The sequence below is a fragment of the Acidovorax sp. GW823-FHT02H02 genome, from assembly GCF_058797075.1.
In genome coordinates, this window is sequence record NZ_JBXAJH010000012.1 from 1 (window position 1) to 25,845 (window position 25,845).

Genomic DNA, 25,845 nt, shown 5'->3' on the forward strand with positions numbered 1-25,845 from the left:
AGCGTCACAGTTGAGCAGTTCATTGAAGTGCTCGACGACTACATCCGTTGGTACAACGAGAAGCGGATCAAGATCTCCCTGGGGGCCCTCAGCCCGATCGAATACCGGGTGAGCCTTGGACTTGCGGCATAAAACCAGTCCAAGTTTTTATCCGCACCCCCTCCTGGGGATTAGTGTGTCACTTCTGCGTGGAAATCAACAGCTTGCCTTCAAGCAGACCCTCATCGACAAGCTCACGCACGAGAACGCGCTCTTGAAGCGCATGAAGTTCGCCGCCCAATCAGAGCGCTTCAGCCCTGAGCAGAAGAGCCTGCTCGACGACGAGATCGAAGCGGACCTGGCGGCCGTGGCCAGCGAGATCGACGCGCTGGCGCAGACGCAAGCACCGGCCACCCCCGAGAAGAGACAGGCCAAGCGGATGCCCTTGCCGGCGCACCTGCCACGCCGCGAGATCCGCCACGAACCCACGTCCACCACGTGCGCGTGTGGCTGCCAGATGAAACGCGTGGGCGAGGACGTGGCCGAGAAGCTGGACTATGTGCCCGGCGTCTTCAGTGTCGAGCGCCACATCCGCGGCAAGTGGGCCTGCGCCCGGTGCGAGACCATTCAACAAGCGCCGGTCGAGGCGCACGTCATCGACAAAGGTATCCCCACCACCGGCCTGCTGGCCCAGGTGCTGGTGGGCAAGTACGCCGATCACCTGCCGCTGTACCGGCAGGAGGCGATCTTCGGCCGCGCTGGCCTGGCCATCCCTCGCTCGACCCTGGCGCAGTGGGTGGGCACCTGCGGGGTGCGGCTGCAGCCGCTGGTCGATGCCCTGAAGACCGAGATCCTCAGCCACCGGGTGCTACACGCCGATGAGACGCCGGTGGCCATGCTCAAGCCCGGCGATGGCAAGACGCACCGCGCCTACCTCTGGGCCTATGCGCCGGGGGCCTTCGAGAGCATCAAGGCTGTGGTCTACGACTTCTGCGAATCCCGCTCGGGCGAACACGCCCGGCGCTTCCTGGGCCACGGCACCGACAAGGCCTGGAAGGGCTGCCTGACCTGCGACGACTTCAGCGGCTACAAGGCCTTGATCGCCAGCGGCGTGACCGAGGTGGGCTGTCTGGCCCATGCCCGGCGCAAGTTCTTCGACCTGCACGCGGCCAACCAGAGCCAGATCGCCGAGTTCGCCCTGCAGCAGTTCGCCCGGGTCTATGAGATCGAGCGGGACGTCAAAGAGCTGGACACCGAGCAACGGCAAGCCGTTCGGCAGCAGCAGACCCGGCCGATCCTGGACGCTCTTAAAGAGTGGATGACGCTGCAACGGCGCCAGGTGCCCGACGGATCAGCAACCGCCAAGGCGCTGGACTACAGCCTGCGGCGCTGGGATGCGCTGACCCGATTCGTGGATGACGGACAACTGCCGGTCGACAACAACTGGATCGAGAACCAGATCCGGCCCATTGCCATCGGTCGTAACAACTGGCTGTTTGCCGGCAGCCTGCGTGCGGGCCAGCGAGCGGCCGCCGTCATGAGCCTGATCCAGTCGGCCCGTATGAACGGGCACGACCCGTATGCCTACCTCAAGGACGTGCTCACGCGACTGCCCACGCACAAGGCCAGCCGCATCGTCGAGCTCCTGCCACACCGCTGGAAACCCGCCGACGCCTGATCACCGGCCTCGGTAGGCCTGGGTTTGCCGGACGCTTACGTTGCACCCAGCCATAGGACATAGGCTTTGAAGCCGCGCCCATTTCAGCTGGCGTGCAAACCGCCGAGCAACCATACCTATGCTGCCGCGCTGGCCTCGACAGCAACATCACTCAAACTCTCGCCCCTGAGTGAGCGGACTAGGTTCTCAGCAGCCCGCATTTCAATTTCGAACCGTACGCGTCTCACAGCCGAGCCGATGTGGGGAGTGAGTACTGTTCTGGCGTTGTTGGTCAATCCCGGATGAATTTCGCGAGGTCTGTCTGGAAGTAGCCAATCTTCCATCTCATAGACGTCAGCGGCGTACGCGCCAAGTTGCTCATTCGCCAAGGCATCGACAACCGCCCTTTCGTCGACCACAGACCCCCTACCCACGTTTACAAGGATCTGGCCCTTTTTCGATAGTTGAAGCATCCTGGAGTCAACCAGGTGGCGCGTATCGCTAACAAGAGGCACTGCCAGGAACACATAGTCCGATGTGCTGACAGCCTCATCGAGCGTGACCAGTTCGACCTGATCTAGACGCACACTTGGGTCTACACCAAGCAGCCGCGCGCAGCCAAAGCCCGCGAGTCGCGCCAATATGGCCTGCCCAACTTTTCCGAGACCGATCACGCTGGCCACCGACCCATGAAGCCCGGTTCCGTATAGAGCTGGCCTCCACCCAGAGTAGCCTGCTCTTGTAGCGGCGTCACCCTGAAGCACGTTCCTGCCAGCAGCAATAGCCAATCCGATGGCCAGCTCGGCTGTGGGCTCTGTGAGGAGGTCAGGAACAAAGGTGACGCTCACCCCGGCTTGTGCGCAAGCCCTCAGGTCGAAGTTGTCGTACCCCTTGAGTGCACAGGAGATGGTCTTGAGCCTGGGAGCGTTCAGCAGCGACTCTTTGGTCACACTGTCTGTCATGAAGGCCATCATGGCATCAGCATCCACGAGGTACTCCCTGAGCTGGCTGGGGCTCCAGGGTTCAGGCCCTGGATTCATGATGACCTCACCCTCAGCCTGGAGCTTCCTTAGAACCTCTTCATGAACTGGCTGCGTTACGACGATTTTCCGATGATTCATTTTTCGATTTACTTGAGACGCTTTCGCAGCATCGATCCAATGCTGTCAACCACGAGGACACAGGCAAGAATCGACAGAAGGATGGCTGAGACCTCGTCATACTTGACAAGGCGAAGTGCTGCCATCAGCTCGAAGCCGATGCCACCTGCACCGACAATGCCAAGTACTGCGGAGGCCCTGAAGTGGTACTCCCAGCGATAGATGGTTATGTCTGCCAACTGTGGAAGGACTTGGGGGATAACGGCATGCGAGATGACCTGAAAGCGGCTTGCGCCTACCGCAGCAGCTGCTTCAAGTGGCTTCGGATCCACGTGCTCAATGGCTTCCGCGTAAAACTTTGCGACCATTCCCGTGGAATGCAACGCCAGTGCGAGCACCCCAGGTAGAGCACCAAACCCTACGGCTGCCACGAACAGAATGCCAAGAATGATTTCTGGCACGGACCGGAATGCCGCCAGGATGACTCTGGCCACTCTTCCCACCAAAGGATTGGGGGTGGTGTTTGGAGCCGCCAGGAGCGCCAGCGGAAGTGAAAGCACGATAGTCAGTGCTGTGCCGGCAATCGACATCGCCAAGGTGTCCCTCAGCGGGATGACCCAGTGCTCCCAGCGGTCGAAGTTGGGAGGGACCATCTCAGATGAGAGCTGCTTGACAGCCGGGGCGCCTTCGATGAACCGCTGTGCATCGAAGAACCCCGTGACGTACAGGGCTACAAGGCAAACCAGAAGGACGAACGCTGTATTGCGCAGTCCAATGAACTGCTCCCGCTTGTCGCGACTGATGATGTTCTCGAATGCAGCCGAGGTCATTGCATACGGCCCAAATCAAGCTTCAGGATGGTTGCGGTATCCCTAAGGACGTCATATGCAGCGTCATCAGTGGCGGCAAACGCCTGGACACGAAACGCCTTGAGCACCTCAGCATCCTTCATGTCCAGAAAGGAAGAGCGGATGGCAGCTTTGAGCTCAGGCTTGAGGTCCCCCTGCATGACGATCGGATAGTTTGGAATGGGAGCAGAAAGGTCAAGCTGAACAATCTTCGTGGCATCAATGCTTCCTCGAGCGATGAGGTTGTCCAGAATCGGCTTGGACAGAGCCCCGGCTGGAATCTGACCCGACTGCACCGCACGTGCGACCGCGTCATGTGCCCCAAGGTGAACTGGCCGATAGTCCTTCTCACCATCAAGCTTGTACTTCTTGAGCAGGTGTGCACGTGGTGCAAGGTGGCTTGATGTGGACGCCTGGTCGCCAAATCCGAAGGGCTTGCCGCGCACGTCTTCAAGCGTTTTCACCGGCCCTCCGGCCGTTGCGATGAGGACCGACTGGTATGTGGGCGACCCACGTTCAACGCCCACCGCAAAGGGCTCAATCCCGGACGCCTTAGATTTGGCCAAAACGTACGAGAACGGTCCAAAGTACGCTACCTCAATCCGACCGAACCGCATTGCCTCGATCATCGAGGAGTAATCGGTAGTCACCACAATCTCAACATCCTTCTTGAGCTGCTGTTCAAGATAGCGCTTAAGAGGCTGCGCGTTCTGGATGATGCTGGCAGCGTTCTCATCTGGAAGAAGGGCGACACGAAGCTTTGATGGATCCTTTCCCTGCGCATGAGCCCACAGAGGAAGGAGTGCAGCAAAAGAAGCTGCGCTGACAACAAGAGAGAAGTTACGGCGATTCAGCATGGCAAGAGTTCCTTGGTTTGACTGGATTGAAGAGTTCGGGGGCTATCAGTGGACGCACTCGTGTTGGAAGCGTTGGACTGCTTTGCATAGAGGTTCCGCGCAACATCGGGACTCAGCTGCTCTGCCCTACCCTCGAATACAACAGCTCCCTGGCGGAGCCCAATGATTCGGTCTGCAAACGAGCGCGCGAGCTCCACCTGGTGAAGACTCACGATTGCGGTGAGGTGGTCCTTCTTGCAGATCTCATGCAACAAGGTGAGCACGCTATGTGCGGTTGCCGGGTCCAGGCTGGCAACAGGCTCATCGGCCAGCAGGACTCGTGGCTTCTGTATTAGCGCCCTAGCTATGCCTACGCGCTGCTGCTGCCCCCCAGACAAGGCATCAGCCCGGGATAGCGCCTTTTCGAGCAGCCCGACACGCTCAATCACTGTGAGCGCCTCCAGCTTGTCCTTCTTGCTCCACGGCCATAGCGAAGCGAATGCACCCCTGTCACCGAGCTTTCCCATCAGAACATTCCTTAGGACCGACTGACGTCCAATCAGATGATGCTGCTGGAAAACCATCCCACAGCGCTTGCGGTGCTCTCTCAGCGTCTTTGCGTTGACTACCCCACCTGCCAGGCCAGGTATCGATACCTCGCCTTTTGTGGGCAGCACCAGTCCATTGATGCTTCGTAACAAGGTGGACTTCCCTGCGCCCGAGGCGCCCAGAAGCACCAAAAACTCTCCCTGCTTCACATCCAGACTCGTCGGGTGCAAGGCCACGGTCGAGTCACCGTAGCGGACGGAAACTCCCTTGAGACTCAGAACGTCTCGGTCCTTCTCCAACTTCATGTTGTTACCTTTGCAAGTTTCTGCCTGCGAGCAGCGCGAGAGCGCTTATGACGCACATTTGCCGCAGAAAGAAGTTCGATACGGCTAGGCATGCGTGCAGTTTGTTCGTGGAACGTGTCATCAATATGAAACTTGCATCCCGAAAAATAGGGGTATCTATAGATAACACCTATGTCTGGACTCACGCTACTTGCGGCTTTGAAAGCCTTTGATGCGACGGCAAGGGCCGGAAGCATGACTGCTGCTGCGAAGCTGCTTGATCTACAGCAGCCCACCATCTCAGCGCATATTCAGCGCCTGGAGAATGAGTACGGCGTGGAGCTTTTTCTTCGTCAAGGCCGCCGGCTTGAGCTGACTACCTTTGGCAGGACTCTGCTGGACTACACGCGGCGGGCATTCAGCGGCGAGGAAGATGCGCACGCCCTTTTGGCAGCAGCCAAAAACCGATTCGTCGGGCGTCTTGTGATTCACGCGATCGGCCCGTACAACGTAGTCCCTGTTCTGAAGGCCTTCGGGAGCCGCCATCCCCAGGTCGAGGTCTCTGTCCGTGTAGGCGACTCCCGCTCAATCACGGAAAAGCTCCTCGACTACCAGGGTGATGTCGGCGTGGTCCTCAATCACGCCGAGCACCCCGAACTCCATTGCATGCCATACAGGTCACAGCGCCTGGTGGTCTTTGCGAACCGAGAGCACGCCCTAGCCCGGTGCGGTGAGATAGTGCTCAAGGACCTTCAGAGCCAGCGCTTCGTCATACGTGAGGAAGGTTCAACGACAAGAAGAGTCTTCGAGAGCGAGCTAATTGCCCGCAATATCAACATCCAGGTTGCGCTGGAGATGGGAAGCCGGGAGGCTGTCCGCGAGGCAGTCGCACAAGGAATAGGACTAGGCGTCGTTGCCGAGACAGCCTATGTTCCAGATCCGCGTCTTGTGAAGCTGAAGATTCTGGATACAGCAATGGCCACCCACGTCGACTTCATCTGTCGTCGCGAACGACAGAACGCTCCGCTGATAGCAACGATTTTCGACTTGGCAAAAGAGGTGAGAAGAGGCCTGGCCTAAAGATTCACGAACTTGGCGACAGGGCCCGAGTGGATCATTCATGCCAAGCCTATCGTTAGGGAAGGTCTGCACAACGCTCGTTGCGACGAGTGCAGATGCGCGAGTTTTCAGATGGCGGCAACTGCGGCGTGATTCGGGTCATTCGAGGGCCGATTCGCACCCCGTTGTCGACCCTTTCGGCCGCTGCGGACGCACTCCCTGCAGGTCTTCTTCGAGCGCGTCTTCCAGCAGACTGCGCTGATCGGCGTTCAATGCCTCAGTCTTGGCGGCGAACTTCAGCCGCTTGAGGATGGCCATCTCGTAGCTGAGCTTGTCCAGCAGCGTCTGCTTGTGTTTGAGCTCGCTCATGAGGTGCTGCAGCATCTGGCGCATTTGCGCCTCGTCCATGCTCTGCAGATCCACCGGTTCGTTCATGGCCGTCATCATCCCCGATGGGTGGGCAGCCGCCTACTGGCATATCCACGAATTGAACGCCATAGCACGGGCGACCAACATCACAGCACCGTGATCACAGCGTCTTCTCCCAGGCGCTGCCAGGACAAGCCGGTGACCAGTGCCTGCAGTTGCTCGGCGCTCAGCGTCAGTTGGGGACCCAGGCGCTCATCGCCCCAGACAAACTTGCCTTGGTTCAGGCGCCTTGCGGCCAGCCAGACGCCAAAACCATCGTGCACCAGTACCTTCAGGCGGTTGGCCCGTGCGTTGGCAAAGAGATAAGCGTGGTGCGGGCGGGCCGCGCCAAAGACTTGCACCACTCTGGCCAGGGCCGTCTCGGGGCCGGTGCGCATGTCCAGCGGTTGCGTGGACATCCAGACCGCATCGACCCGGATCACCGCAACACCTCGCGCAAGAGCGCCCCGCACTGGCCCATTGGGCACTGCAGACTGACCACCAGTTCGCCGCGTTGCAGGCGCACCTGGACTGGCGCAGATGGCGGCGGTAAAGGCGGGGATGGCGCAAACGCAGCCAGCGCTTGCTCATCATGGGTGCTGGCGGCCATTGCCGTGAGCGGCAGCGAGATGAAGCCGGGCTCAGCATCCGTACCGACGCCCGGTTGCGCGCGCACAGGGCCCGCCTCCCGAATCCATCGGTGCACCATGTTCGCGTGCAGTCCGTGCGACAAGGCCACACCACCGACACTGGCTCCGGGCTGCGCGCACGCTGCCACCAACTGTGCCTTGAACGCTTTGCTGTATTCACGCCGGCGCGGCCGGCCTTCGCTTGAAAACTGTTCCATCGTCTCCACGATCCTCCAATCGTGGACACGATGCCCGCTTCTCACGGCGCTTTCAATATGGGGTCACCGGACGGATACGATGTACGCGCGCGGCATGACGGTGCGCGAGATTCAGGGCTTCCTCGCTGCGTAATCCAGTTCTTTCGACCAGGTAGTCCAGTACCGCCCACAGTATGACCACTGGTCCTGACCACTGGTCGCGTCTCTCTCTGAGTGAATTTTCAGTAACTTATTGTGGATAACTATTCGCGGCCCAGCGATTGTGAATAACTTGCCTCCAGCATTGAAAACCTATGCTGCTCAGACAGCCCACTCCGTCCTGCGGGCCGACAAGGGAGCTTGAGAAATGTTTGCGCTGAAAAACTTCAGCCTGGACAGAAGCCTACAGCCAGAACCCACGCTTATTCACATTAGCAAACAGCGCTGAGAGTGCTCCGAGATCCTTCGTGTCAAGCAGCATTTCAGTAGTGCCATTGAGAGAGGTCGGCAACTGGGTGCCGTGGATTTCTCTCGACTGCTTGAGAACCTGGTCGAGCAAACTGCTTCGGGGAAGGAGTATGTAACGCACCTCGCAGTCCAAGCCATCGGCGAGCTTGGCCAGCGTTTTCAAAGAGATACTTTGATTTGCTTCTGCCTGCTCCAGCTTGCGCACGCCTTGGGCCGTCATTCCGGTCCGTGTACCAAGGGCCGTTGAACTCATGCCTAGGGCGAGGCGGATGGTCTTCACCCAGCCGCACCTCGGTGTGACATCGCGATGCAGCTTCGCGAATTCGCAAAACTGCCGATCAAGTTCTGCCAAGCGGGTGAAATCCAGACGGCTTTTCAATTTTCACGGATTCCTGGAAAGCAACTGATTGGTTGCCAAAGTTGTGCTGCGGGGCAACCGGATGCATTCCATTCGCCAGTGGCAACGCTACGAGCGAAATAACGCCTTGGAGCTCGGTTATCTTCGCGCTCCCCGGTTCCGAATGGGACCAAATAGTCTCACATTTCTTGAACAACCGACATGCTGCGTGTGGAAAAAACTACTCTTGGAACATTTGGAGAGCCTGAACTGGCAGGCCTCATCAACTCGCGAGGGTGGAAATCAGTCTTGCCTGATGCTTTAGATGATCAGCATCTGCTACTCGTCTCAGAGCAACTGAGGGATTTGCTTGCAGGCAAGGGCTGGGACGATAACCAGGGGCCTGGCAGCGCTGCCCTACCGATCACTTTGTTGCTGCTGTCGGAGGCGGGTGCCGAGCGGCTGAGTAAGGGCTTTGCTGTCGCGATGAGTACATTGCATGAGGCGATGACTCTTCTAAGCATCACTATTGATAGAGAGATCGTGAGCCGGATTTTGCATCGTAAGGATGGCCCCACTGGCGCTGAACTGATGGAAAGCCTGCGTGTCCTTACTCACAACGACGTCGAACACGGCCGGTCACCTCGCCCGGCCTAACCCAAGGTCAAAGCTTGGAGGTCGGCCTTCACGGTCTCAATGATTTCGTCGAACGATGCCAGCTCCAAACCTTGGCAATACGCTGTCGCGATCAGCGTCATAGGATGGATCTGCAAACTCTCAGCCAATCCCTCTATGGTTCGGATGCTCGGCACTTGGTGGCCTTGTTCAACGCGGCTGATGTGCCGTCGGCTCGTCGCAAAAAGCATGTCTTCCTGAGTCACGCCCCGTGCAGCGCGCAACACTTGAAGCGCGCGACCAAAGTCAGCTTTGGGTCGGAGTTGTTTTCGGGAAGACATACTCCCGATTTCCGCCCAATGAGACCAATAAGACCACGACCAACTAGTCTCATTGCAAATCCCGTCGTAAGAAAATTCTCCGCGTCAGGAGTCTTCCCTTGGATGTCGCCCAATGCCTATCGTGTTTCTGGATTTCGACGGTGTTCTACATCCGGAGCATTGCCATGAGTTAAAACACTTTAGCTGCTTACCCGTGTTTGAGAGCGTTCTCAGCCAGGTTCCCGACTGCAAGCTGGTGATCGCGAGTACTTGGAGGCTGCAAATTCCAGTAGAGCGTCTTCGAGAAAAACTGGGGCCCAATGTGGCTGCCAAGCTCGTGGGAGTTACCCCCCAATACTGCTATCTTCGCGACGTTCCGCCTACGCTAGTTGGTTACGAGCGGGAAGCCGAATGCCATGCGTGGCGACGCGCCAATCAGGTTCTCAATGAGCCGTGGCTTGCGATTGATGACCGTTCCTGGCTTTACAGGCCGTTTTGCAAATCGCTTTTCCTGACCAACAGCCGCACAGGTTTATGCACTACAAGCGCGGAACGGCTTGTCGCACGGCTTCTGAAGCTTCTTTGAAAACGTGCACCCTCAGAAACTGACTGAGCTGCGGTACGGTCTAGACGAAGCAAGCCCCCGGTGCGACCTCTGCGAAAGCATGCCCCTGGGGGCGACGTTGTTGATCATATGCAGGTCGAATATGAATGACTGCGAAGGAAACGAGTGAAGCGCTGTCGCCAGGGAGCGTTGGCCAGGTAGGTTGCCATTCAAGTTGAAGCCTGCGCCCTCAAGACAGTTGACCGAGCGCAGGGACCTGTATCCATCTGTGATCGTGACGGTAAGATGGGACGAGTGATTTCTATGCGTCCAACCCGCTCTTTTGAGCCGGGTTGTGCGGCCAAATTCTCTCAGCCTCCATGCTCGACGACATCAAAAAAACCCTTTGGGCCACCGCCGACAAGCTGCGCGCCAACATGGACGCCGCCGAATACAAGCACCTGGTGCTCGGCCTCATCTTCGTCAAATACATCTCCGACACCTTCGCCGCCCGCCGTGCCGAGCTGACGGCCCGCCTCACCAACCCCGACGACGAATACTTCTACGGCGACGCCGACCCCGCCGACATTGAAGCCGAGCTGGAAGACCGCGACTACTACAAGGAGGCCAACGTCTTCTGGGTGCCCGAAGGCGCGCGGTGGGAAGCCCTGCGCAATGCCGCCAAGCAGCCCGACATTGGCAAGCGCATAGACGACGCCCTCACGCTGATCGAGGCCGAGAACCCCAAGCTCAAAGGCATCCTCGACAAACGCTACGCCCGTGCGCAATTGCCCGACGGCAAGCTGGGCGAGCTGGTCGATTTGGTCTCCACCATCGGCTTCGGCGAAGACGCAGCCATTGCCCGCGACGTGCTGGGCCAGGTGTACGAATACTTTCTGGGCATGTTCGCCAGTGCCGAGGGCAAGCGCGGCGGGCAGTTCTACACGCCCGCCAGCATCGTCAAAACCCTGGTCGCCATCCTGGCCCCGCACGAAGGCAAGGTCTACGACCCGTGCTGCGGCTCGGGCGGCATGTTTGTGCAGAGTGAGAAATTCATCGAAGCCCACGGCGGCAAGCTGGGTGACGTGAGCATCTACGGCCAAGAGGCCAACCCCACCACCTGGCGCCTGGCCGCCATGAACCTGGCCATTCGCGGCATCGACTACAACCTGGGCCGCGAGCCAGCCGACACCTTCACCCGCAACCAGCACCCCGACTTGCGGGCCGATTACATCCTGGCCAACCCGCCCTTCAATATCAGTGACTGGTGGCACGGCAGCCTGGAAGGCGACCCGCGCTGGGAGTTTGGCGACCCACCCCACGGCAACGCCAACTACGCCTGGTTGCAGCACATGCTGCACCACTTGAAGCCCACGGGCCGTGCAGGCATTGTGCTGGCCAACGGTAGCATGAGTTCCAGCCAGAACAACGAAGGCGTGATCCGCGCCGCCATGGTCGATGCTGACGTGGTCGAAGTCATGGTAGCCCTGCCCGGCCAGCTGTTCTTCAACACCCAAATCCCCGCCTGCCTGTGGTTCCTGGCCAAGAAAAAGGCGCGCAAGGGCGAGGTGCTGTTCATCGACGCCCGCAAGCAGGGTCGCATGATCAGCCGCGTGCAAGCCGAGCTGACAGACGACACCATTGCCCATATCGAAGCCGTGGTGGCCGCCTGGCGCGGCGAGCCGGGCGCAGGCAGCTATGAAGACGTGAAAGGCTTTTGCCGCAGCGTGCCCCTGGCCGAAATCGCCCAGCACGGCCATGTGCTCACCCCCGGTCGCTACGTGGGTGCAGAAGACGTGGAAGACGACGACGAAGCCTTTGCCGACAAGATGCAAAAGCTCACCGAAAAGCTGGGCGAGCAAATGGCCAAGGGCGCAGAGCTGGATGCGGTGATTCGGGCGAAGCTGGGGGGGCTGGGGTATGAGTTCTGAGTGGGCCTCTCTAACGATTGGTGACTTGGTGCGGGAAGGAGAGGCTACCGTTCAAACAGGCCCATTCGGCTCACAACTGCATAGTCACGACTACGTGGCCTCTGGGACCCCAGTGATCCCGACTGAAGCCATTGGAAGAGGACGGATTCTTGATATCGACGTGCCTCGCGTAGACGCAGCGAAGGCGTCCGAGCTTTCCCGACATCGGCTTCGTGTTGGCGATATCTTGTTTGCACGACGCGGAGCGCAAGCTACAGGCCTATCTGCAATTGTCGATGAAAGATTTGAGGGTGCACTCTGTGGAACAGGCGCTTTACTACTCCGCCTCCAAAGTCCCCGAATTGACCCGCAATATCTAGCGATGTTCTTGTCTAGTGAGACTGCTTATTCATGGCTGAGGACGCACGCGGTGGGGGCTGTGATGCCCAATCTGAACACAGCCATCATTCAAGCACTCCCCGTCTCATTGCCTGGAATTCATGAGCAGCAACGCATTGCAGGGTTTATAGGTGCGCTCGACGACCGCATCACTCTCCTGCGAGAAACCAACGCCACCCTCGAAGCCATCGCCCATGCCCTGTTCAAATCCTGGTTCGTTGATTTCGACCCCGTGCGCGCCAAGATGGAAGACCGCACGCCCGAAGGCATGGACGAGGCCACCGCAGCGCTGTTTCCCGATGGGTTTGAAACGTCGGAGTTGGGGGAGGTGCCGAGGGGGTGGCGAGAGTCGACCCTTGGCGAACTGATCGAGTTGACCAAAGGATGCTCTTACAAGGGTGACGGTCTGTCAGAGGCTGAGGGCGCATACATGTTCAACCTCGGGTGCTTCAACGCCCATCGAGTGTTTGCCTCAGAAAAAGTCAAGCGATACACGGGTGAGTACAAGCCGCGCCACTCTGTGCAAGCGGGCGACCTAATCATCGCGAATACCGACATGACGCAAGCCCGCGACATTCTTGGCCGTCCCGCATTTGTGCCTATAGGATTCGACCCAGGCTTCATCTCCCACCACGTCTACAAAGTCACCGTGCGTCCTGAGTGGCAAGAAAAAGCGCGAGCTATCCGCAGTCTTTTGTTCTTCGCTTTACAGGAAAGTGCTTTTCGGGAGCGTGCGATTGGATTTGCAACTGGTACTACCGTATTGGCGTTGCCTGCGACGGCAGTTCTTGGCAGTCCAGCACTTATTCCAACCGCCGATCTGCTCGACGTGTTCGATGGTGCTGTGCAACCCATCTTCGAGGCTATTTCAATCAATGAGCAGAGAGTCACCACACTGGCCGAAACGAGAGACACCCTGCTCCCCCGCCTGATCTCCGGCCAACTGCGCCTGCCCAAAGCCCAGGCCGCTACCGAGGCCGCGTTGGGCGCTGCGCTGCAGGCATGACGGACCTTTTCGCGGGCACTGGGTCACCATCGTGGGATATGTCGCGCACCCGCGAACTGGTGTGCGCACGGTGGGGTGAGAACGAGTTAGAGGCTTTGCGCCCCGTGCTCCGTGCAGTCACCACCCGGCTTATCCATGCGCGCATTCATTTTCAGGACTATCAGCGATTGGTGAATGAACACCTGCGCCAGCCTTTGGAGTCAGGCACGCCCTGGTGGGTGCTGATGTGGGTGGATGAAGTGAAGGGAATGGGCGCCAGCAACTACTTTTTTGTAGCTGCTGAGGGCTATGTGTATGCCAGCGTGCAGGCGCAGCATGCGATTGCAGACAACTTGGCGCATGTCCTGTACTACAGCCTGGGGTGGAACGTGGACCAACGAATCCCCCTGGGCAGGGTGTCGCTGGGCACGGTATGCGCCCAATTGGCGCGAGAGACGACAACGGCGCCAGAGCTTGCCCCAATCCAGCAGGCCTTGGAGGCGTTGAGCACAGCCCCCGCATACCAAGCGCTCGCGGATGTGACGAACCACATCAAGCACCATGGCGGCCTGCCCGTCAGGGTGGGATGGGGCGACTCTGAACAAACGCCGTTTGAGGTGCTGTTGAGCGCTTTCTCGCGCAAGCAACAAACACAACCGCCACGGGAGATTGCCGCATTTATGGAGGAAACCTACGAAACCATGAGCCGTGTGGTGGTGACTACGGGATTGGCCTTGAATGAATGGCTACGCCACTCTACACACGCTAGTGCATGAGGCGAGTGCGAACAAAAGAATCATCGAGGGAATTGCACAATGACCGAAGACCAACTCGAACAAGAAACCCTGGCCAAGCTGCGGCTGAAAGACGAAGACCTGCCCAGCATTGACGACGAAGTGGATGAGCTGGCCGAGGACGAAGAAGAAAGCCAGCAGGCCAAGCTCAAAAGCCGCTGGGCCGCCCTGGAAAAGATTGTCGGTGCCGAACCCCGTGTCGCCAGCGTGGCCGCTGACCTGGTCGCGCACTTTGAAGAGCGAAGCACCGCCCAATCGGGCAAAGCCATGGTCGTGGCCATGAGCCGTGACATCTGCGTGCACCTGTACAACGAGATCATCAAGCTGCGCCCTGACTGGCACGACCCAGACCCCGAGAAAGGCGCCATCAAGATCGTGATGACCGGATCGGCCAGCGACAAAGCCCTGCTGCGCCCCCACATCTACGACGGCAAGGTCAAAAAACGCCTGGAAAAGCGCTTCAAAGACCCCCCCGACCCGCTGCGCCTGGTGATCGTGCGCGACATGTGGCTCACCGGCTTCGATGCCCCCTGCGTTCACACCCTGTACGTGGACAAGCCCATGAAGGGCCATAACCTCATGCAGGCGATTGCCCGCGTGAACCGGGTCTTCAAGGGCAAGCAAGGCGGCCTGGTGGTGGACTACATCGGCATTGGCAACGAACTCAAAGCCGCCATGAAGGAGTACACCGCCAGCAAAGGCCGGGGCACTCCCACCGTAGATGCCCGCGAGGCGTATAGCGTCCTCATGGAAAAGCTCGATGTCCTGCAATCCATGCTGCATGGCTGCGATTACAGCGACTTCCTCACCGGGGGCCACCAAACCCTGGCAAGGGCCGCCAACCACATCCTGGGCCTGCGGGAAGAAGGCGGCAAGGACGGCAAACGCCGCTTTGCAGACACTACCCTGGCACTGACCCAAGCCTTCTCGCTGTGCTGCACGCTGGACGAAGCCAAGGCAGTGCGGGAAGAAGTCGCCTTCATGCAGGCCGTCAAAGTCATCTTGACCAAACGGGACATTACCGCCAAGAAGCGCACCGACGAACAGCGCGACGAAGCCATCCGGCAAATCATCAGCAACGCTGTGGTGTCTGACCAAGTAGTGGACATCTTTGACGCTGTGGGCCTGGACAAACCCAACATCGGTCTGCTGGACGATGAATTCCTGGCGCAGGTGAAGAACCTACCCGAGAAGAACCTGGCGGTGGAACTGCTCGAACGTCTGCTCGAAGGCGAAATCAAGAGCCGCTTCGGCACCAACGTGGTGCAGGAAAAGAAGTTCTCCGACCTGCTGGGCAACGTGATCAAGCGCTACCAGAACCGCTCGATTGAAACCGCCCAGGTTATGGAAGAACTGGTCGAGATGGCCAAGAAGTTCCGCGAGGCCGCCAGCAGGGGCGAGCAACTGGGCCTGACCGAAGACGAAGTGCGCTTTTACGACGCCCTGGCCACCAACGAATCAGCCGTTCGAGAACTCACCGACGAAACCCTCAAGAAGATCGCCCATGAACTGACCGAGAACCTGCGCCAGAACTTGTCCGTGGACTGGTCCGAGCGCGAGAGCGTGCGGGCCAAGCTGCGACTGATGGTCAAGCGGGTCTTGCGCAAGTACAAGTACCCGCCAGACTTGCAGGAAGAGGCGGTGGACTTGGTGCTGCGGCAAGCCCAGGTGTTTGGAGACAACTGGGGCAGCACCTAGCCGGACTCCGGGGCGAACCGACGCGCCAATATTGATGAGCACTTCGCTCAGGGATTCTTGGTACCGAAGGCTTTCACGGCATCAAGCAAGCCCTTTGCGAGCGTGCGGATGCCGCTCAAGTTGTAGCTGCCACCGATCTGTTCATAGGCATAGCGGGCTTGAATGAAGTAGTTCGAGCACTCGGCAAGTAGCGGTGCCAGCTGTTCTCCTGACGCCTCCAGAAACTCAGACTCAATAGCAGCCTGAGTAGGCAGTTCAAGAGACGCAAACACAGCTGCGCCGACAAAGCGCGCCTGATTGCCGGGTTGAGGCATGAGCATAAATTGGCGGACCTGTTGCAGGTACCTCCCCCACCTCCAACATGTCCTCCCAGCGCGTGGTGTAGGCCGGTGACCTGCGCTCCTGTCGCATAGTCCAACTGGCAGTCTGTCCCTGGGCCTGCACTCCGGCGCTGGCGAGCTTCACCGTTCCACGTCCATAGCGCTGGTTGAGTTCATCGAGCACCCCCATCAGCCGCTCCCGAGAGCCTGCGTGGCTCTCCAGCGGTTCTAGCTCAAGCTCTCCTTGTTTGAGGCGTGCGCTGTGCAAGTCCAGCAGCATGACGCCGGCCTTGATGAATGCATAGCCCGGTCGGTAGATTCGGCGCAGGCCAGTCATGGCGGCACTGGCACCCATTTCAGTGCCCCCGGTGCTCCCAGTTCCACCACCCGCTTGGTTTTCCAAGGGCCGCGCCGGTGAATGGGGCCGACCGTTCATGAGTGTCCCCTTGAGTTCGTGATCGAAGAGCGGGCGCTCAAGGCGCCTCGTCGTACCAGGCATCTCGCAGAGGGCCGACCTTGATCTCGGCGAGATCCGGCCATCGCTCGAGCCAGCTCTCGAAGGCGGCGCGATCAGCGTCCGTGACGCTCCCGCGACGCGCGGCCACGAAGCCGCAATTGACCCCTCCGCCTAGACTCAGCGCTCTGGGCGCGACGAGGTCCTCGAGCAACTGATCGATGAACCGATCCTGCACATCAATCGACGGTGCCACGCGCCAAGTCAACTCGTAGTCGAATCCCAGCACTTGGAACTCGCCGATGTGCAGCTTCTTGCGAAGGCGCCGGGAGCGAGATCGTTTAGGTGGTGGCAGCACAAGTAGGTCAGTCATGGGTATTTCATGTGGGGGGGTATGCCGTACGTTGTGGCGGGATGTCGCACGACAGGTATAGCCCGGGCTCAATCAACCGAAAAGAAATCGGACACTTCTCCTTGGCGATTTCAGAAGCCATCGGGTTGGTCGGATTGCAAGGCGCCATCACCAACCGCCCACTGCAGCTCATCCACCACCCTGCGCATGATCCACACACACTGCGCATCGGTGCACCATCGCTTGGCCAGCAAGCCTTTCAGCGCAGCCTTGACCGTCGTCTCTTGATTGCCTTCGTAGGTCGCCAGCTTCCTCTGGCAGTACGGGACCATCTGCGACACCAGGTCGTCACACATCTGGAAGACCGTCAGAACTTCGCCCGGCGACATGCCCGGTGCATAGAACCTGCCACCTTCCTCGACCAGGTTCATCTTGGGCTGGGCGCCAGAAACAGCTGCCACGGTTGCTGTCACAGGGAAGTCGTCTGGCACCCCTGGATAGTTGGTTCGGTTCATCGTCATATCGGCTCCATATTGACTGATCCCAATGCCCACGTCGAGCTGCTGCAGGGCATGCTCCCTTCAGGGGACTGTTGGCCCTTTGGGGCGGCGCCAGCCGATTGGTTTGTGCCCCCTGGCCAACGGAGCAAAGCCGTTGCGCCGCACTCGCCCAGAGAACAGCCGCCCCTTCCACACTGGCCCCGGCTTCTTGCTGATGACGAACCCTTTTGACTTGCCTCGGGCGGCGACACTCTTGATGATGGAGAAGTACACCCGGGTTCCGACCTTCCAGTCCATCTCCTTCGGCAAAGCGAATCGGTAGTGGCGATCTATGACGGTCGTTCCAGTGGGTTCACTGCGGCGTTTTATTTAACGCAAGCACTTGCCCACGACGCAGCGCGTCAATCGCCTCAAGCGTAGGAGCCTGCTGCTGCCGAAGATGCCCCCCGCCACCGATAGCGAACGCTCGGCCCAACTGGGCGACAAGCTGCCCCAGGTCATCCACCATTGAGACCAGGAACCAGAATGGACGATTGATCCTAGGTGACGATAGCGCCGTCACGATGAACGGCCACGCCTCATGCGCCGTCAGTCGCTCGCGATTTAACTCTTGAATGAGTTGGTTGGGTCCAAAGACCCACAAGTCGAGCAGGAAGCTCTCGGGCGGCACGTCTAGATGTCCATCGTTCAGACGTCCATTCGCCGTGCCGACGTAAGCGTCGAATTGTCCGAGCACATCACCAAACGCCCGACGTAGGTGGTGGGGCGCTATTGGAAGCGCGTTCGCATCATTGGGCCGCACGGCGACCGGCAAACCCTGGCCACCAGCATTTAGCCGATGGAATCGGACTGGCGCTGCACGTTCCAGCGTCTGAAGTAAGAGGTTGATGTCATCGTTCGTTGGCGCCACAGCAGATCGGTCGAATGCGTCCAACCACTCGGGAGCTGTCGCCGGAACCTCAGGAAGTACAAGAAACAGGGACCGCAGGGCGGCGCTCCGCTCCCCCAGCGTTTCAGCTTCGATGAAGCGCCGAGCCAAGTCATCGACAATGACCTCTGTATCAAGTGTGCTTTCTGGCGAGCGAGGACGTTGTTCAAGATACGGTCGGACGCGGCTCGAACGCGCTAACAGGTCGTAAAAGACAAGCACCTTCTGCGCCTGCACCATGGCGACGGCACGCGATGGACCTTGACCTGCGTGAAGGCCCGCCGCACGTTCGCCAATAATGAGCGTGAATCCTTCTGTGGCTCTGTGGAGTTCCTGGCGGTGAGCAGCAGCGTCTAGAAGACCATAGGTCAGGAACGAAGCCCGCGGCGGAGGGGCTACCAACAGAGATCGAACGTCTTGAAGCACTTCACGCGCAGACTTGAATTGAGTCCGACTCGCCATCAACGCATCTTCGCCCAGCACCTGCACCAATATGGCGGACAGCGCTTGTTCAACCGCAACACCGATAAGCCCCGCCGACGCAGCGAATTGTGCAGCCCCAACGCGAAGCTCTTGACGTGCAGGCAATCCCAATCCGACAAATGCCAGATGCAATGCTTCCTGGCTGGCTTCAATGAGTCGGACACTGCTGGTTCGGAGATATTGCGGCATCAGAGAACTCGTATTTCTATGTTGAGTGATAGCCTAACTGAAGCAGTCACTCGCGAACTTCCCCTTGTGGTCGGGTGCGGGTGCCGCGTCGGCCACCTGCATCGACCAAAAGCGGGCGTTCAGGAGGGCACCTCCTGAGCGGCAGGTGTAGGACAAGCAATTCGGAAAGTCGTCGGGCTCGACCGGCCACAAACAGTCGTTCAGTATCGCGACGCAATACAGACACTCGGGCGACCGGAATAACCCCAGCTACTCGCCAGCCGGCTGCCGGACAGCTATCGGTCTCACGTCCCGACCGCAATATCCCTGAACCGCGAGATTTCGCCGAAGGCCAAAACGTAGGGGTTCTGCGTTGCAACGGGATAGCGGCTCACAACGAAGTGCTTGATTGCGGTAAGGCCCAACTCCCGCAAGAGCGTTTGCTCGCGCGCGCGCTCCTTCGCGAGGGCCTTCCTGTAGGCCAGGTCAAGAGAGCGGTTGTAGCGAACGAACCTCCGTACGTCGGTCTCGATCCGATTCAAGTCAACGAGGTTGTTCTTGCACTGAACGTTGTAGATCACGCCGTCGAGCGTCGCAACGACGTCGAACTCCGCGCGCTCCACTCTCTTGATCTCCGTAACGTCGAATCCTTGGGTCCGCAGAGCTGCTTTGACCGACTTCTCGAAGATGAATCCAGAGCGGATTTGATATCGACGAACGCGGTTCAGACAGACACTCTTCCAGTGGTTCGCGAATCGATTGAGCAGGGTAATCGAAGTGACTAGGTCGCCGCCGACACGCGTGAACGGCGCGTAAGTGCTGGTGTTGTCGACGTAGTCGGCGCCTTGAACGACAAGCGCCCCTATAAGGGCGTCGGGTAGCTTCTGCTCGGAACACAACTCGTCGAAGCGCTTAACTGTCAGCCGAACGAAATACTCGTCCACAACGAGAGAGAGCAAGCTGCGGATGAACGCGGCCAACTGACCAAATGACGTTTTGTGGAGGTTGAACTCCGCATACGCCGCGGCCATGAGCGCGAGATTGTTCTCCAGCTCGGCCTTGGAAAAAATCAGTCGGCGGTTTACTGAAACACGCTTCACCACGCTGAGGTCGACATCGGCCATTTCGGTGATGGCTGTTCGCTCGGGCTCCAGAAACAACGCGTCCAGTCCGTTGAAGCTGTGACTTGCCAAGATTCCCACCGCGTCGACATCTAAGGCGAAGTCCGGGTACACCAGGGCCAGCATCAGGTTGTGATGCATTGACGTTGTCCCCAGGCCGGCGGTCTCAATGAGGTAGAGGAACTGGTTGAGGCCGTCCAGTTCGTGCAGCCGCTGAGTTCCTCGGCAGACACCAGGAATCGTGTGAAGGAAAGCCAGTAGATGCCGACGGCGGGACTGTAGGTAGCCGATGGCCGTACCGACGGTTGCCAATTCCCGAGCTGCAGGCAGCTGATGCATTGCAAACGACAGGGCGATGGCTTGCAGTTGAATAAGCGTCTGCATGAGCCTCTTCGCCACCAATCGGGAGAAGCGTGACTCCAGTCCTGCTTTGATGGATGGCAGTGCCCTGAGGGCTCCGGCCATGTCCAGGAGAGCCAGTCCACCAATCTCGTCGAGGAGCGGCTCGCCACGCAGTTCTCCCGGTAGGTTGATCAGCTCTTCGATGCCACGGAAGGTCGAGAACCAGACCGCGAATGTGCTTCTTGGCTCGAAGGGCGCCAGGGACGATTCGATGCCGGCACGAGAGTGGGCCAGCGCCCGCATGGCCTCGGTCTGCGCAGCCGCTCCCGTCAATCGTTGTCCTGCCATCCGTCGGATCCCTGGGTAAGGCGCTGAATCGTTGCCCCGCGCTGTCTTGGTGTTGAAGTCGCCCAATATAGAGTAGAGCCGCCCGGGAAGTTGGCTTTCGAGCGCATCGGTCCGGCGTTGGTTGAGGTACGGCTGGGCGGCGAGCCCCAAAATGACATGTACGCTCGCTCTGCCGTTAGCCGTGGGCAGGATAGGTGTTGCATCCCAGATGGGGTGATCAGCTACTGCTGGCAAATGCCCCCCGCGAGGACCGAAACCAAGACTTCTTTCCCATATGCCCCACACCCCGACGCTCGATCCAGCCCAGGAGATCCGCATTGCGGCGGTACACCGGGGCTTCCTCTATCAGCATCTCTATGCTGCCGCGTGCCTTCTGACTTCAGAACAGACCGGCGCTACGTCCGTGGTTGTCGAGCGGGACGAAGATATCGAGCTCGTCACACCAGCGGGGCGCTGCTACATCCAGGTCAAGACGCGTAGCCAGCCGATCATGCCGGCCGACATCAACTCGACGATGGAACGATTCGATAGCCTGCGGCAAGAGCACCAGCAGGGCCGTCGGCAGGGGCGCGCAACGTGCGTGGTGGTGGTCAACCGAGCCTTAGGGCCGACATTGGCTGAACAGGTCGAGACAGGAAAGCTGGCGGGCGACGTAGAGATCCTGTGGCCAGGCCGCGTGTGTTCTGGTGACCTCGGGCAACTTCCACCGGCTTGGGCGAATATCGATGAGGCAGTCGCATGGTGCGTCGACCGAGCCACCGCAGTCCCACTTGCGATGCTGGCGCCCGACTCCCTCGTTTGGAAACTGGCCGGCCGCGTCCAGGCTGCGGCCGCCGGGGAAGCGCCCCATGCGGATCACACCTTCTTGGTCGCGGATTTCCCGTCACTGCTGGACCAGATCCTGATCCAACTGCAGGACTTCCCGGCACCGCCCGAGCAGTACCGCCCGCAGGAGAACGAACCTCAAATCGACTCGAGCTCCCGAGTCCGGATCGTTTCCGGCTTCTCGGGCGCCGGGAAGACTGCGTGGGCTTCACAGGCGGCCGCCTTGAGCAGGCACATCTGCGCGTACTTCGATTGCGCCGAGACGCCGGGGGAGGCCCTCGCCCTCTCGCTGGTGCGTGAGCTGGCCGCCAAGTTGGCCGGCGCCGGACCAGATGCGGTGCGCAAGATCTTGCTGCCGGGCGCCACTGGCGTCGAGTCACTTCGCCAGTTGGACATCTATCTCGAGCGCTTGAGGCTCTCGCCGACCGTTGTATTGGACAACGTGCATTGTGTTTCGGCTGATAGCCTCAAGCGCATGATCGATGCCACGTCGGCGCTGAAGTTCGTGCTCCTGGCGCAGCCGCTTGGGACGTTGCCCGAGATCGAAGCCCTTCTGGGATTGACGCGAGAGCCGCTGAAGGGGTGGGGTGTTGACGATGTTGCGGCGGCGGTTGTCGGTTGGGGGTGTCGAGGGGATGCGGTCACCATGGGGCGCCTGAAGATACTGACGGCTGGCATGCCTCTGTTCGTCAGGAGTGCCGTCACGATTGCTCGCGAAGAGTACTCAGGGCGCATCGACCAGATGTGCGACGCCGTCGAAGCGTTAACGAACCTGACCCAGACCGCACAAGAGGTCATCTTGGCGAAGGTGTTCTACGCATTTCACCCCGCCGCACAACAGACGATTGCGGTGCTGAGCCTGTCCGATATTGGCCTGCTACCAGCCGAGATCAACAAGCTGCTGGACGCGGCCCTTGAGATGAACGAGCAAGCGGTTGCTGGAGTGATCCGGTCACTGCGACCCGCTGGGGTGGTGGAGATCTATGGCAACAAGGAGATCCGACTGCATGACGCCATCCGTGTTGTCGGGAGCCAGCACCTGTCGGGCATGCCCGCAGAGGTCGCATCACGGGCTCGTGTTGCCCTCAAGGATCTGATGGTCATGGCGTTCAATCGTGATCGCAACACGGCGCGCTTCTCGCTCTACACGCGGCTGCTGCTGGCCACTGGGGACGTCAAGACGCTGGTGGACCTTATCGGCGAAGAGATGTTCCACGAAATGGGCGTGGCAGTAGAGGTCTGGCACGGTCTGGAGACGCTGGTCGCCAAAAACGAATCAGATCCGGAGCAGCGGTACTGGGCTCTCGATGGTCTGGTCTTCTCGGACATGAAGCTCGGGCACATGGATCGTCTGGCGCCTAGGTTGGAGGCGATGGAGCAATTAATCGATAGCGGCGCGCTCGGTGAGGAGGAAGTTCTGTCCTTCCTGATGAAGCGCATGCTCCATTTCTCGAATCAAGGTGACGAGGAGGGGGTTTGGCGCGCGATTCGCGAGCTGGACAGCCGATTGCCGGACAAGCCTGTCCACCGACGGGTTTTCCTCTACAACGCGGCAGCGGCGCTCTTTCGCCTTGAGCGCTACGAAAGCGCGATGGGCGTGGTCGATCAGGTGATCGACGAGACGTTCGCGGTTCTCGGCATTCGGCTCGAGCAGGTTGTCGGCGCGAAGCAAGCCGCGCTCTGGGCGCTCATCAACAAGCCGGGACTTGATCACGCGGACATCAAGCGACTCGCGGATGCGCTCGAACTCAAAGCCATGGTGGCCGGCAAGTTGCACGTGCTCGCGCCATTCGCGCGAATCCATGCCATGAAGTTCTACGGTATCGCCGGCGCCATCGACTCGCTGATACGTGTCGGGCAAGACCTCGCTGACGAGTTCGTCGCACGACATGATTTCGTCGGCGCGCGGGAGATTCTTGAGCAACACGTGATGCCAGTGGTCGTGGACAACCAACTGCTGAATCGACACTTGGATGTCCGTGCGCAGTACGCCGTCGTTCTGGCTTACTGCGGCTTGCACGCAGAGGCTGAGAGCGAGATGGAGCGGCTGCAGGTGTACGCGGCCGGCCTAACGCCCCAGGCCCGGATGACCCTCGCGAGCCAACGCCAACTGATCGCGCGGATCAAAGCCAATCCGCTGCAGCAGTGGCGCCCCGGAGTGCGTCCTCTGGCCATCAGACAAGACACGCCGATTTCCGCTGGAGTAAAGATCGGGCGCAATTCGCCCTGTCCCTGTGGTTCAGGCAAGAAGTTCAAGAAGTGCGGCTGTGGTCTGGCCGGATAACTGTGGCGCGCGCACGAGTGCCATCGTCAATCGCCTGACTACAACACTCCCGGTGGCGGATCACCGCTGGTTTCGCCTTCTTCAGTCCGGCCAATATCGACAGCAGGCCGTTCATGACACGGCCTCTACCGACACATACTGACAGACTGACAGTGTGCGCGCCGGGAGAACCGCCGAACAAAGTTGCACCCCACGATGGACCGCTTCCCGCGGGCGCGGAACGCCTGCTATGGGTCGATCGCTGGCGCTATCGAATGACCGCTGTGCGGCTTCCAACGCCGGCCATGTTGCAGTGCGACCTTTCAGGGTTGACCGGCAGCTCCCGCTGCATTGCCGCCGTACCTGTAAATCGAGTCTGCAAGAGCCGCAGCGCGCATCAGACCACGATCACATTGCTTCGCGCAGCGAAGCCCTGAGGATTTTGCCCACCGGCGACTTGGGCAGTTGATCGCGGAAGACGATCTGTCGCGGCACCTTGTAGGCCGTGAGCTGGGTGCGGCAGTGGCGCTCCACGTCCTCGACCGTGAGCGTGGGGTTGCGCGGCACGACGAAGGCGCGTACGGCCTCGCCGGTGGCGGCATCCTGCACACCGATGACGGCGGCCTCGGCGATGCCGGGGTGGGCGGCCAGCACGTCCTCCACCTCGTTGGGGTAGACGTTGAAGCCCGAGACCAAAATCATGTCCTTCTTGCGGTCCACGATACGGATGTAGCCACCCTCTTCCAGCTGCGCGATATCGCCCGTGTGCAGCCAGCCGTCCTTGATCGCACTGGCGCTGTCGGCCTGCGCATGCAGGTAGCCGGCCACGACCTGCGGGCCCCGCACCAGCAGCTCGCCGCGCTCGCCCTGGGGCAGGTCGCGCCCCTGATCATCCACCACGCGCACGCGGCAACCAGGCATGGGCACACCCACGGTGCCCAGGCGCGGCGTGGCCGAGGGCGGGTTGCACGAGACGATGCAGGACGTCTCTGTCATGCCATAGCCTTCGATGATGGGGCAGACCAGCGCCTGCCAGGCCTGCGCGGTCGATGTACGCAAGGCCGTGCCACCCGAAAACGCGTAGCGCAGCTTCGGTGGGCTGGCCTGGAACCAGGGCTCGGCCATCAGGCCAGCGAACAGCGTGTCCACCCCGGCGGTCCACTGCACGTCGAACTGCTCGAAGGTCTTTTGCAGGTTGGACATGGGGCGCGGGTTGGGCACCAGCAGGTTGCGCGCCCCCACCTGGAAGAACACCAGGAAGTTCACCATGAAAGCGAACACGTGGTACATGGGCAGCCCGGTGAGCATGGTCTCGCCGCGCTGGGGGCCGTCGTAGGCATCCAGAAAATCGCGCGTGATGCGCAGGGTGGCCAGGATGTTGCCGTGCGTGATCACCGCGCCCTTGCTGCGCCCGGTGGTTCCGCCCGTGTACTGATACACCGCCACGGGGTGGCTGCGGTGGTCGACAGGTGCCAGCGCCTTGCCCTGCGCCAGCGCATCGACCATGCGCGGCAGCGGCACCGCGGCGGGGTCGGCAGGCCCCGCCATCTTGGCGCGGATGGCTGAGGCCACGGGTTCCTCAAAAAAGTCCCACAGGCTGGCCGTCAACACCGGCAATCCCAACTCTTCTGCAACAGGCCGCGCCACCGGCAGGAACATGTCGCACACCAACAGCAGCCGCGCGCCGCTGTCTTCGAGCTGCAGGCGCAGCTCGCGCCCGGTGTACAGCGGGTTCACGTTGGTCACGATGACCCCGGCCTTCCACGCACCGAACACCGCGATGGGATAGTGCAGGCTGTTGGGCAACTGCAGCGCGAGCACATCGCCCACCTGCAGGCCCTGCTCGCGCACCAGCCAGACGGCGAAGGCGTCCGACAGGGCATCGATCTCGCGAAAGCTGCGCACCACGTTCGCGCCCGTGGGCAGTACGATTGTGAATGCGGGCTGGTCCCCGTGGTCCGCCGCGGCCTGCGTGGCCAGCTGCGCAGCATTGGCGGGCAGCGCCGCCAAGTCGAGCTGGTAGTTGCGCAGGGCTGGCGGGTAGGAACTCTCCCAAGGCGCGAAAGTTGGCGGTGCGGTGGTGGCGGTCATGGGCTTTGTCTCCTGTCTTTTCTTTTACGAACGC

Annotated in this window: 25 protein-coding genes and 1 pseudogene; 10 read left to right on the forward strand and 16 right to left on the reverse strand. The window is 60.1% G+C overall.

Annotated features, from left to right (window positions below; translation table 11 throughout):
• Positions 1-132 (forward strand): IS3 family transposase (locus AC1RDS_RS13460; RefSeq protein ID WP_492227112.1); only part of this gene is annotated, 132 nt, incomplete at its 5' end.
• Between the two features lie 31 nt (positions 133-163).
• Positions 164-1,657, forward strand: coding sequence for an IS66 family transposase (tnpC, locus tag AC1RDS_RS13465; protein WP_492227113.1), 1,494 nt, complete (start codon positions 164-166; stop codon positions 1,655-1,657).
• A gap of 116 nt (positions 1,658-1,773) precedes the next feature.
• Here tnpC and AC1RDS_RS13470 read toward each other — a convergent pair whose 3' ends face one another.
• From AC1RDS_RS13470 to phnC, 4 genes are read right to left on the reverse strand one after another with little or no spacing between them, the layout of a single operon-like run.
• Positions 1,774-2,757, reverse strand: coding sequence for an NAD(P)-dependent oxidoreductase (locus AC1RDS_RS13470; protein ID WP_060984578.1), 984 nt, complete (start codon positions 2,755-2,757; stop codon positions 1,774-1,776).
• An 8-nt stretch (positions 2,758-2,765) separates the two neighbouring features.
• Entirely contained in the window at positions 2,766-3,566 is an 801-nt protein-coding gene (phnE, locus tag AC1RDS_RS13475; protein WP_003056093.1) for a phosphonate ABC transporter, permease protein PhnE, read from the reverse strand.
• On the reverse strand, positions 3,563-4,441 hold the full coding sequence (gene phnD, locus AC1RDS_RS13480; RefSeq protein WP_492227099.1) for a phosphate/phosphite/phosphonate ABC transporter substrate-binding protein: 879 nt from the start codon (positions 4,439-4,441) through the stop codon (positions 3,563-3,565). Before phnD ends, phnE begins: the two co-directional genes overlap by 4 nt.
• The gene (phnC, locus tag AC1RDS_RS13485; RefSeq protein WP_164124043.1) at positions 4,435-5,274 is read right to left on the reverse strand and encodes a phosphonate ABC transporter ATP-binding protein; all 840 of its coding nucleotides are present in this window, start codon (positions 5,272-5,274) and stop codon (positions 4,435-4,437) included. The genes phnD and phnC overlap by 7 nt, the downstream gene beginning before the upstream one ends.
• Positions 5,275-5,445: 171 nt before the next feature.
• Between phnC and AC1RDS_RS13490 the strand changes: the two genes are divergently transcribed.
• Positions 5,446-6,333 carry a LysR substrate-binding domain-containing protein gene (locus AC1RDS_RS13490; protein ID WP_027011074.1) on the forward strand — a complete coding sequence of 296 codons (888 nt, stop codon included), beginning with the start codon at positions 5,446-5,448 and terminating at the stop codon, positions 6,331-6,333.
• 138 nt (positions 6,334-6,471) lie between these two features.
• Here the strand turns inward: AC1RDS_RS13490 and AC1RDS_RS13495 are convergent, their stop codons facing one another.
• The 4 genes from AC1RDS_RS13495 to AC1RDS_RS13510 form a co-directional block, all read right to left on the reverse strand.
• Positions 6,472-6,747: a transposase gene (locus AC1RDS_RS13495; RefSeq protein WP_204298269.1), complete on the reverse strand. Its 276-nt coding sequence runs from the start codon at positions 6,745-6,747 to the stop codon at positions 6,472-6,474.
• 80 nt (positions 6,748-6,827) lie between these two features.
• On the reverse strand, positions 6,828-7,139 hold the full coding sequence (gene tnpB, locus AC1RDS_RS13500; protein WP_108497518.1) for an IS66 family insertion sequence element accessory protein TnpB: 312 nt from the start codon (positions 7,137-7,139) through the stop codon (positions 6,828-6,830).
• Between the two features lie 20 nt (positions 7,140-7,159).
• Complete coding sequence (gene tnpA / locus AC1RDS_RS13505) at positions 7,160-7,567, reverse strand: IS66-like element accessory protein TnpA (protein ID WP_233250285.1); 408 nt, start codon at positions 7,565-7,567, stop codon at positions 7,160-7,162.
• A gap of 382 nt (positions 7,568-7,949) precedes the next feature.
• Positions 7,950-8,393, reverse strand: a complete 444-nt coding sequence (locus AC1RDS_RS13510; protein WP_304305421.1) for a helix-turn-helix domain-containing protein — start codon at positions 8,391-8,393, stop codon at positions 7,950-7,952.
• Between the two features lie 180 nt (positions 8,394-8,573).
• Here AC1RDS_RS13510 and AC1RDS_RS13515 point away from each other — a divergent pair, with 180 nt between their 5' ends.
• A complete protein-coding gene (locus tag AC1RDS_RS13515; protein ID WP_304305420.1) occupies positions 8,574-9,008 on the forward strand; it encodes a hypothetical protein in 435 nt (144 codons plus the stop codon).
• On the opposite strand, the gene AC1RDS_RS13520 is transcribed toward AC1RDS_RS13515, so the two are convergent.
• Positions 9,005-9,307 (reverse strand): helix-turn-helix domain-containing protein, encoded by a 303-nt coding sequence (locus tag AC1RDS_RS13520; RefSeq protein ID WP_304305419.1) that lies wholly within the window; start codon positions 9,305-9,307, stop codon positions 9,005-9,007. The genes AC1RDS_RS13515 and AC1RDS_RS13520 overlap by 4 nt on opposite strands.
• Before the next feature lie 112 nt (positions 9,308-9,419).
• Between AC1RDS_RS13520 and AC1RDS_RS13525 the strand changes: the two genes are divergently transcribed.
• The 5 genes and pseudogenes from AC1RDS_RS13525 to AC1RDS_RS13545 all read left to right on the forward strand — a co-directional run.
• Positions 9,420-9,872: an HAD domain-containing protein gene (locus AC1RDS_RS13525; protein WP_304305418.1), complete on the forward strand. Its 453-nt coding sequence runs from the start codon at positions 9,420-9,422 to the stop codon at positions 9,870-9,872.
• 338 nt (positions 9,873-10,210) lie between these two features.
• Entirely contained in the window at positions 10,211-11,761 is a 1,551-nt protein-coding gene (locus AC1RDS_RS13530; protein ID WP_304305417.1) for a class I SAM-dependent DNA methyltransferase, read from the forward strand.
• Entirely contained in the window at positions 11,751-13,145 is a 1,395-nt protein-coding gene (locus tag AC1RDS_RS13535; protein ID WP_304305416.1) for a restriction endonuclease subunit S, read from the forward strand. Before AC1RDS_RS13530 ends, AC1RDS_RS13535 begins: the two co-directional genes overlap by 11 nt.
• A gap of 38 nt (positions 13,146-13,183) precedes the next feature.
• The gene (locus tag AC1RDS_RS13540; RefSeq protein ID WP_304305415.1) at positions 13,184-13,900 is read left to right on the forward strand and encodes a hypothetical protein; all 717 of its coding nucleotides are present in this window, start codon (positions 13,184-13,186) and stop codon (positions 13,898-13,900) included.
• 60 nt (positions 13,901-13,960) lie between these two features.
• Positions 13,961-15,616, forward strand: a pseudogene (locus AC1RDS_RS13545) (type I restriction endonuclease subunit R); the annotation flags it as partial.
• Between the two features lie 47 nt (positions 15,617-15,663).
• On the opposite strand, the gene AC1RDS_RS13550 reads toward AC1RDS_RS13545, so the two are convergent.
• The 6 genes from AC1RDS_RS13550 to AC1RDS_RS13575 all read right to left on the reverse strand — a co-directional run bounded on the left by AC1RDS_RS13550 (position 15,664) and on the right by AC1RDS_RS13575 (position 20,866).
• Positions 15,664-15,936 carry a hypothetical protein gene (locus AC1RDS_RS13550; RefSeq protein WP_066784848.1) on the reverse strand — a complete coding sequence of 91 codons (273 nt, stop codon included), beginning with the start codon at positions 15,934-15,936 and terminating at the stop codon, positions 15,664-15,666.
• Positions 15,872-16,435 (reverse strand): DUF4113 domain-containing protein, encoded by a 564-nt coding sequence (locus AC1RDS_RS13555; RefSeq protein ID WP_082759047.1) that lies wholly within the window; start codon positions 16,433-16,435, stop codon positions 15,872-15,874. Before AC1RDS_RS13555 ends, AC1RDS_RS13550 begins: the two co-directional genes overlap by 65 nt.
• On the reverse strand, positions 16,410-16,763 hold the full coding sequence (locus AC1RDS_RS13560) for a 50S ribosome-binding protein YggL (RefSeq protein WP_066784845.1): 354 nt from the start codon (positions 16,761-16,763) through the stop codon (positions 16,410-16,412). The genes AC1RDS_RS13555 and AC1RDS_RS13560 overlap by 26 nt, the downstream gene beginning before the upstream one ends.
• A gap of 110 nt (positions 16,764-16,873) precedes the next feature.
• Positions 16,874-17,263: a hypothetical protein gene (locus AC1RDS_RS13565; protein WP_066784842.1), complete on the reverse strand. Its 390-nt coding sequence runs from the start codon at positions 17,261-17,263 to the stop codon at positions 16,874-16,876.
• A 331-nt stretch (positions 17,264-17,594) separates the two neighbouring features.
• The gene (locus AC1RDS_RS13570) at positions 17,595-18,842 is read right to left on the reverse strand and encodes a hypothetical protein (RefSeq protein ID WP_492227100.1); all 1,248 of its coding nucleotides are present in this window, start codon (positions 18,840-18,842) and stop codon (positions 17,595-17,597) included.
• Positions 18,843-19,126: 284 nt separating this feature from the next.
• Positions 19,127-20,866 (reverse strand): hypothetical protein, encoded by a 1,740-nt coding sequence (locus AC1RDS_RS13575; RefSeq protein WP_492227101.1) that lies wholly within the window; start codon positions 20,864-20,866, stop codon positions 19,127-19,129.
• A 40-nt stretch (positions 20,867-20,906) separates the two neighbouring features.
• Between AC1RDS_RS13575 and AC1RDS_RS13580 the strand changes: the two genes are divergently transcribed.
• Complete coding sequence (locus tag AC1RDS_RS13580; RefSeq protein ID WP_066784837.1) at positions 20,907-23,741, forward strand: SEC-C metal-binding domain-containing protein; 2,835 nt, start codon at positions 20,907-20,909, stop codon at positions 23,739-23,741.
• Positions 23,742-24,128: 387 nt separating this feature from the next.
• Here the strand turns inward: AC1RDS_RS13580 and AC1RDS_RS13585 are convergent, their stop codons facing one another.
• Positions 24,129-25,811 carry an AMP-binding protein gene (locus AC1RDS_RS13585; RefSeq protein ID WP_492227102.1) on the reverse strand — a complete coding sequence of 561 codons (1,683 nt, stop codon included), beginning with the start codon at positions 25,809-25,811 and terminating at the stop codon, positions 24,129-24,131.
• Between the last annotated feature and the right edge of the window lie 34 nt (positions 25,812-25,845).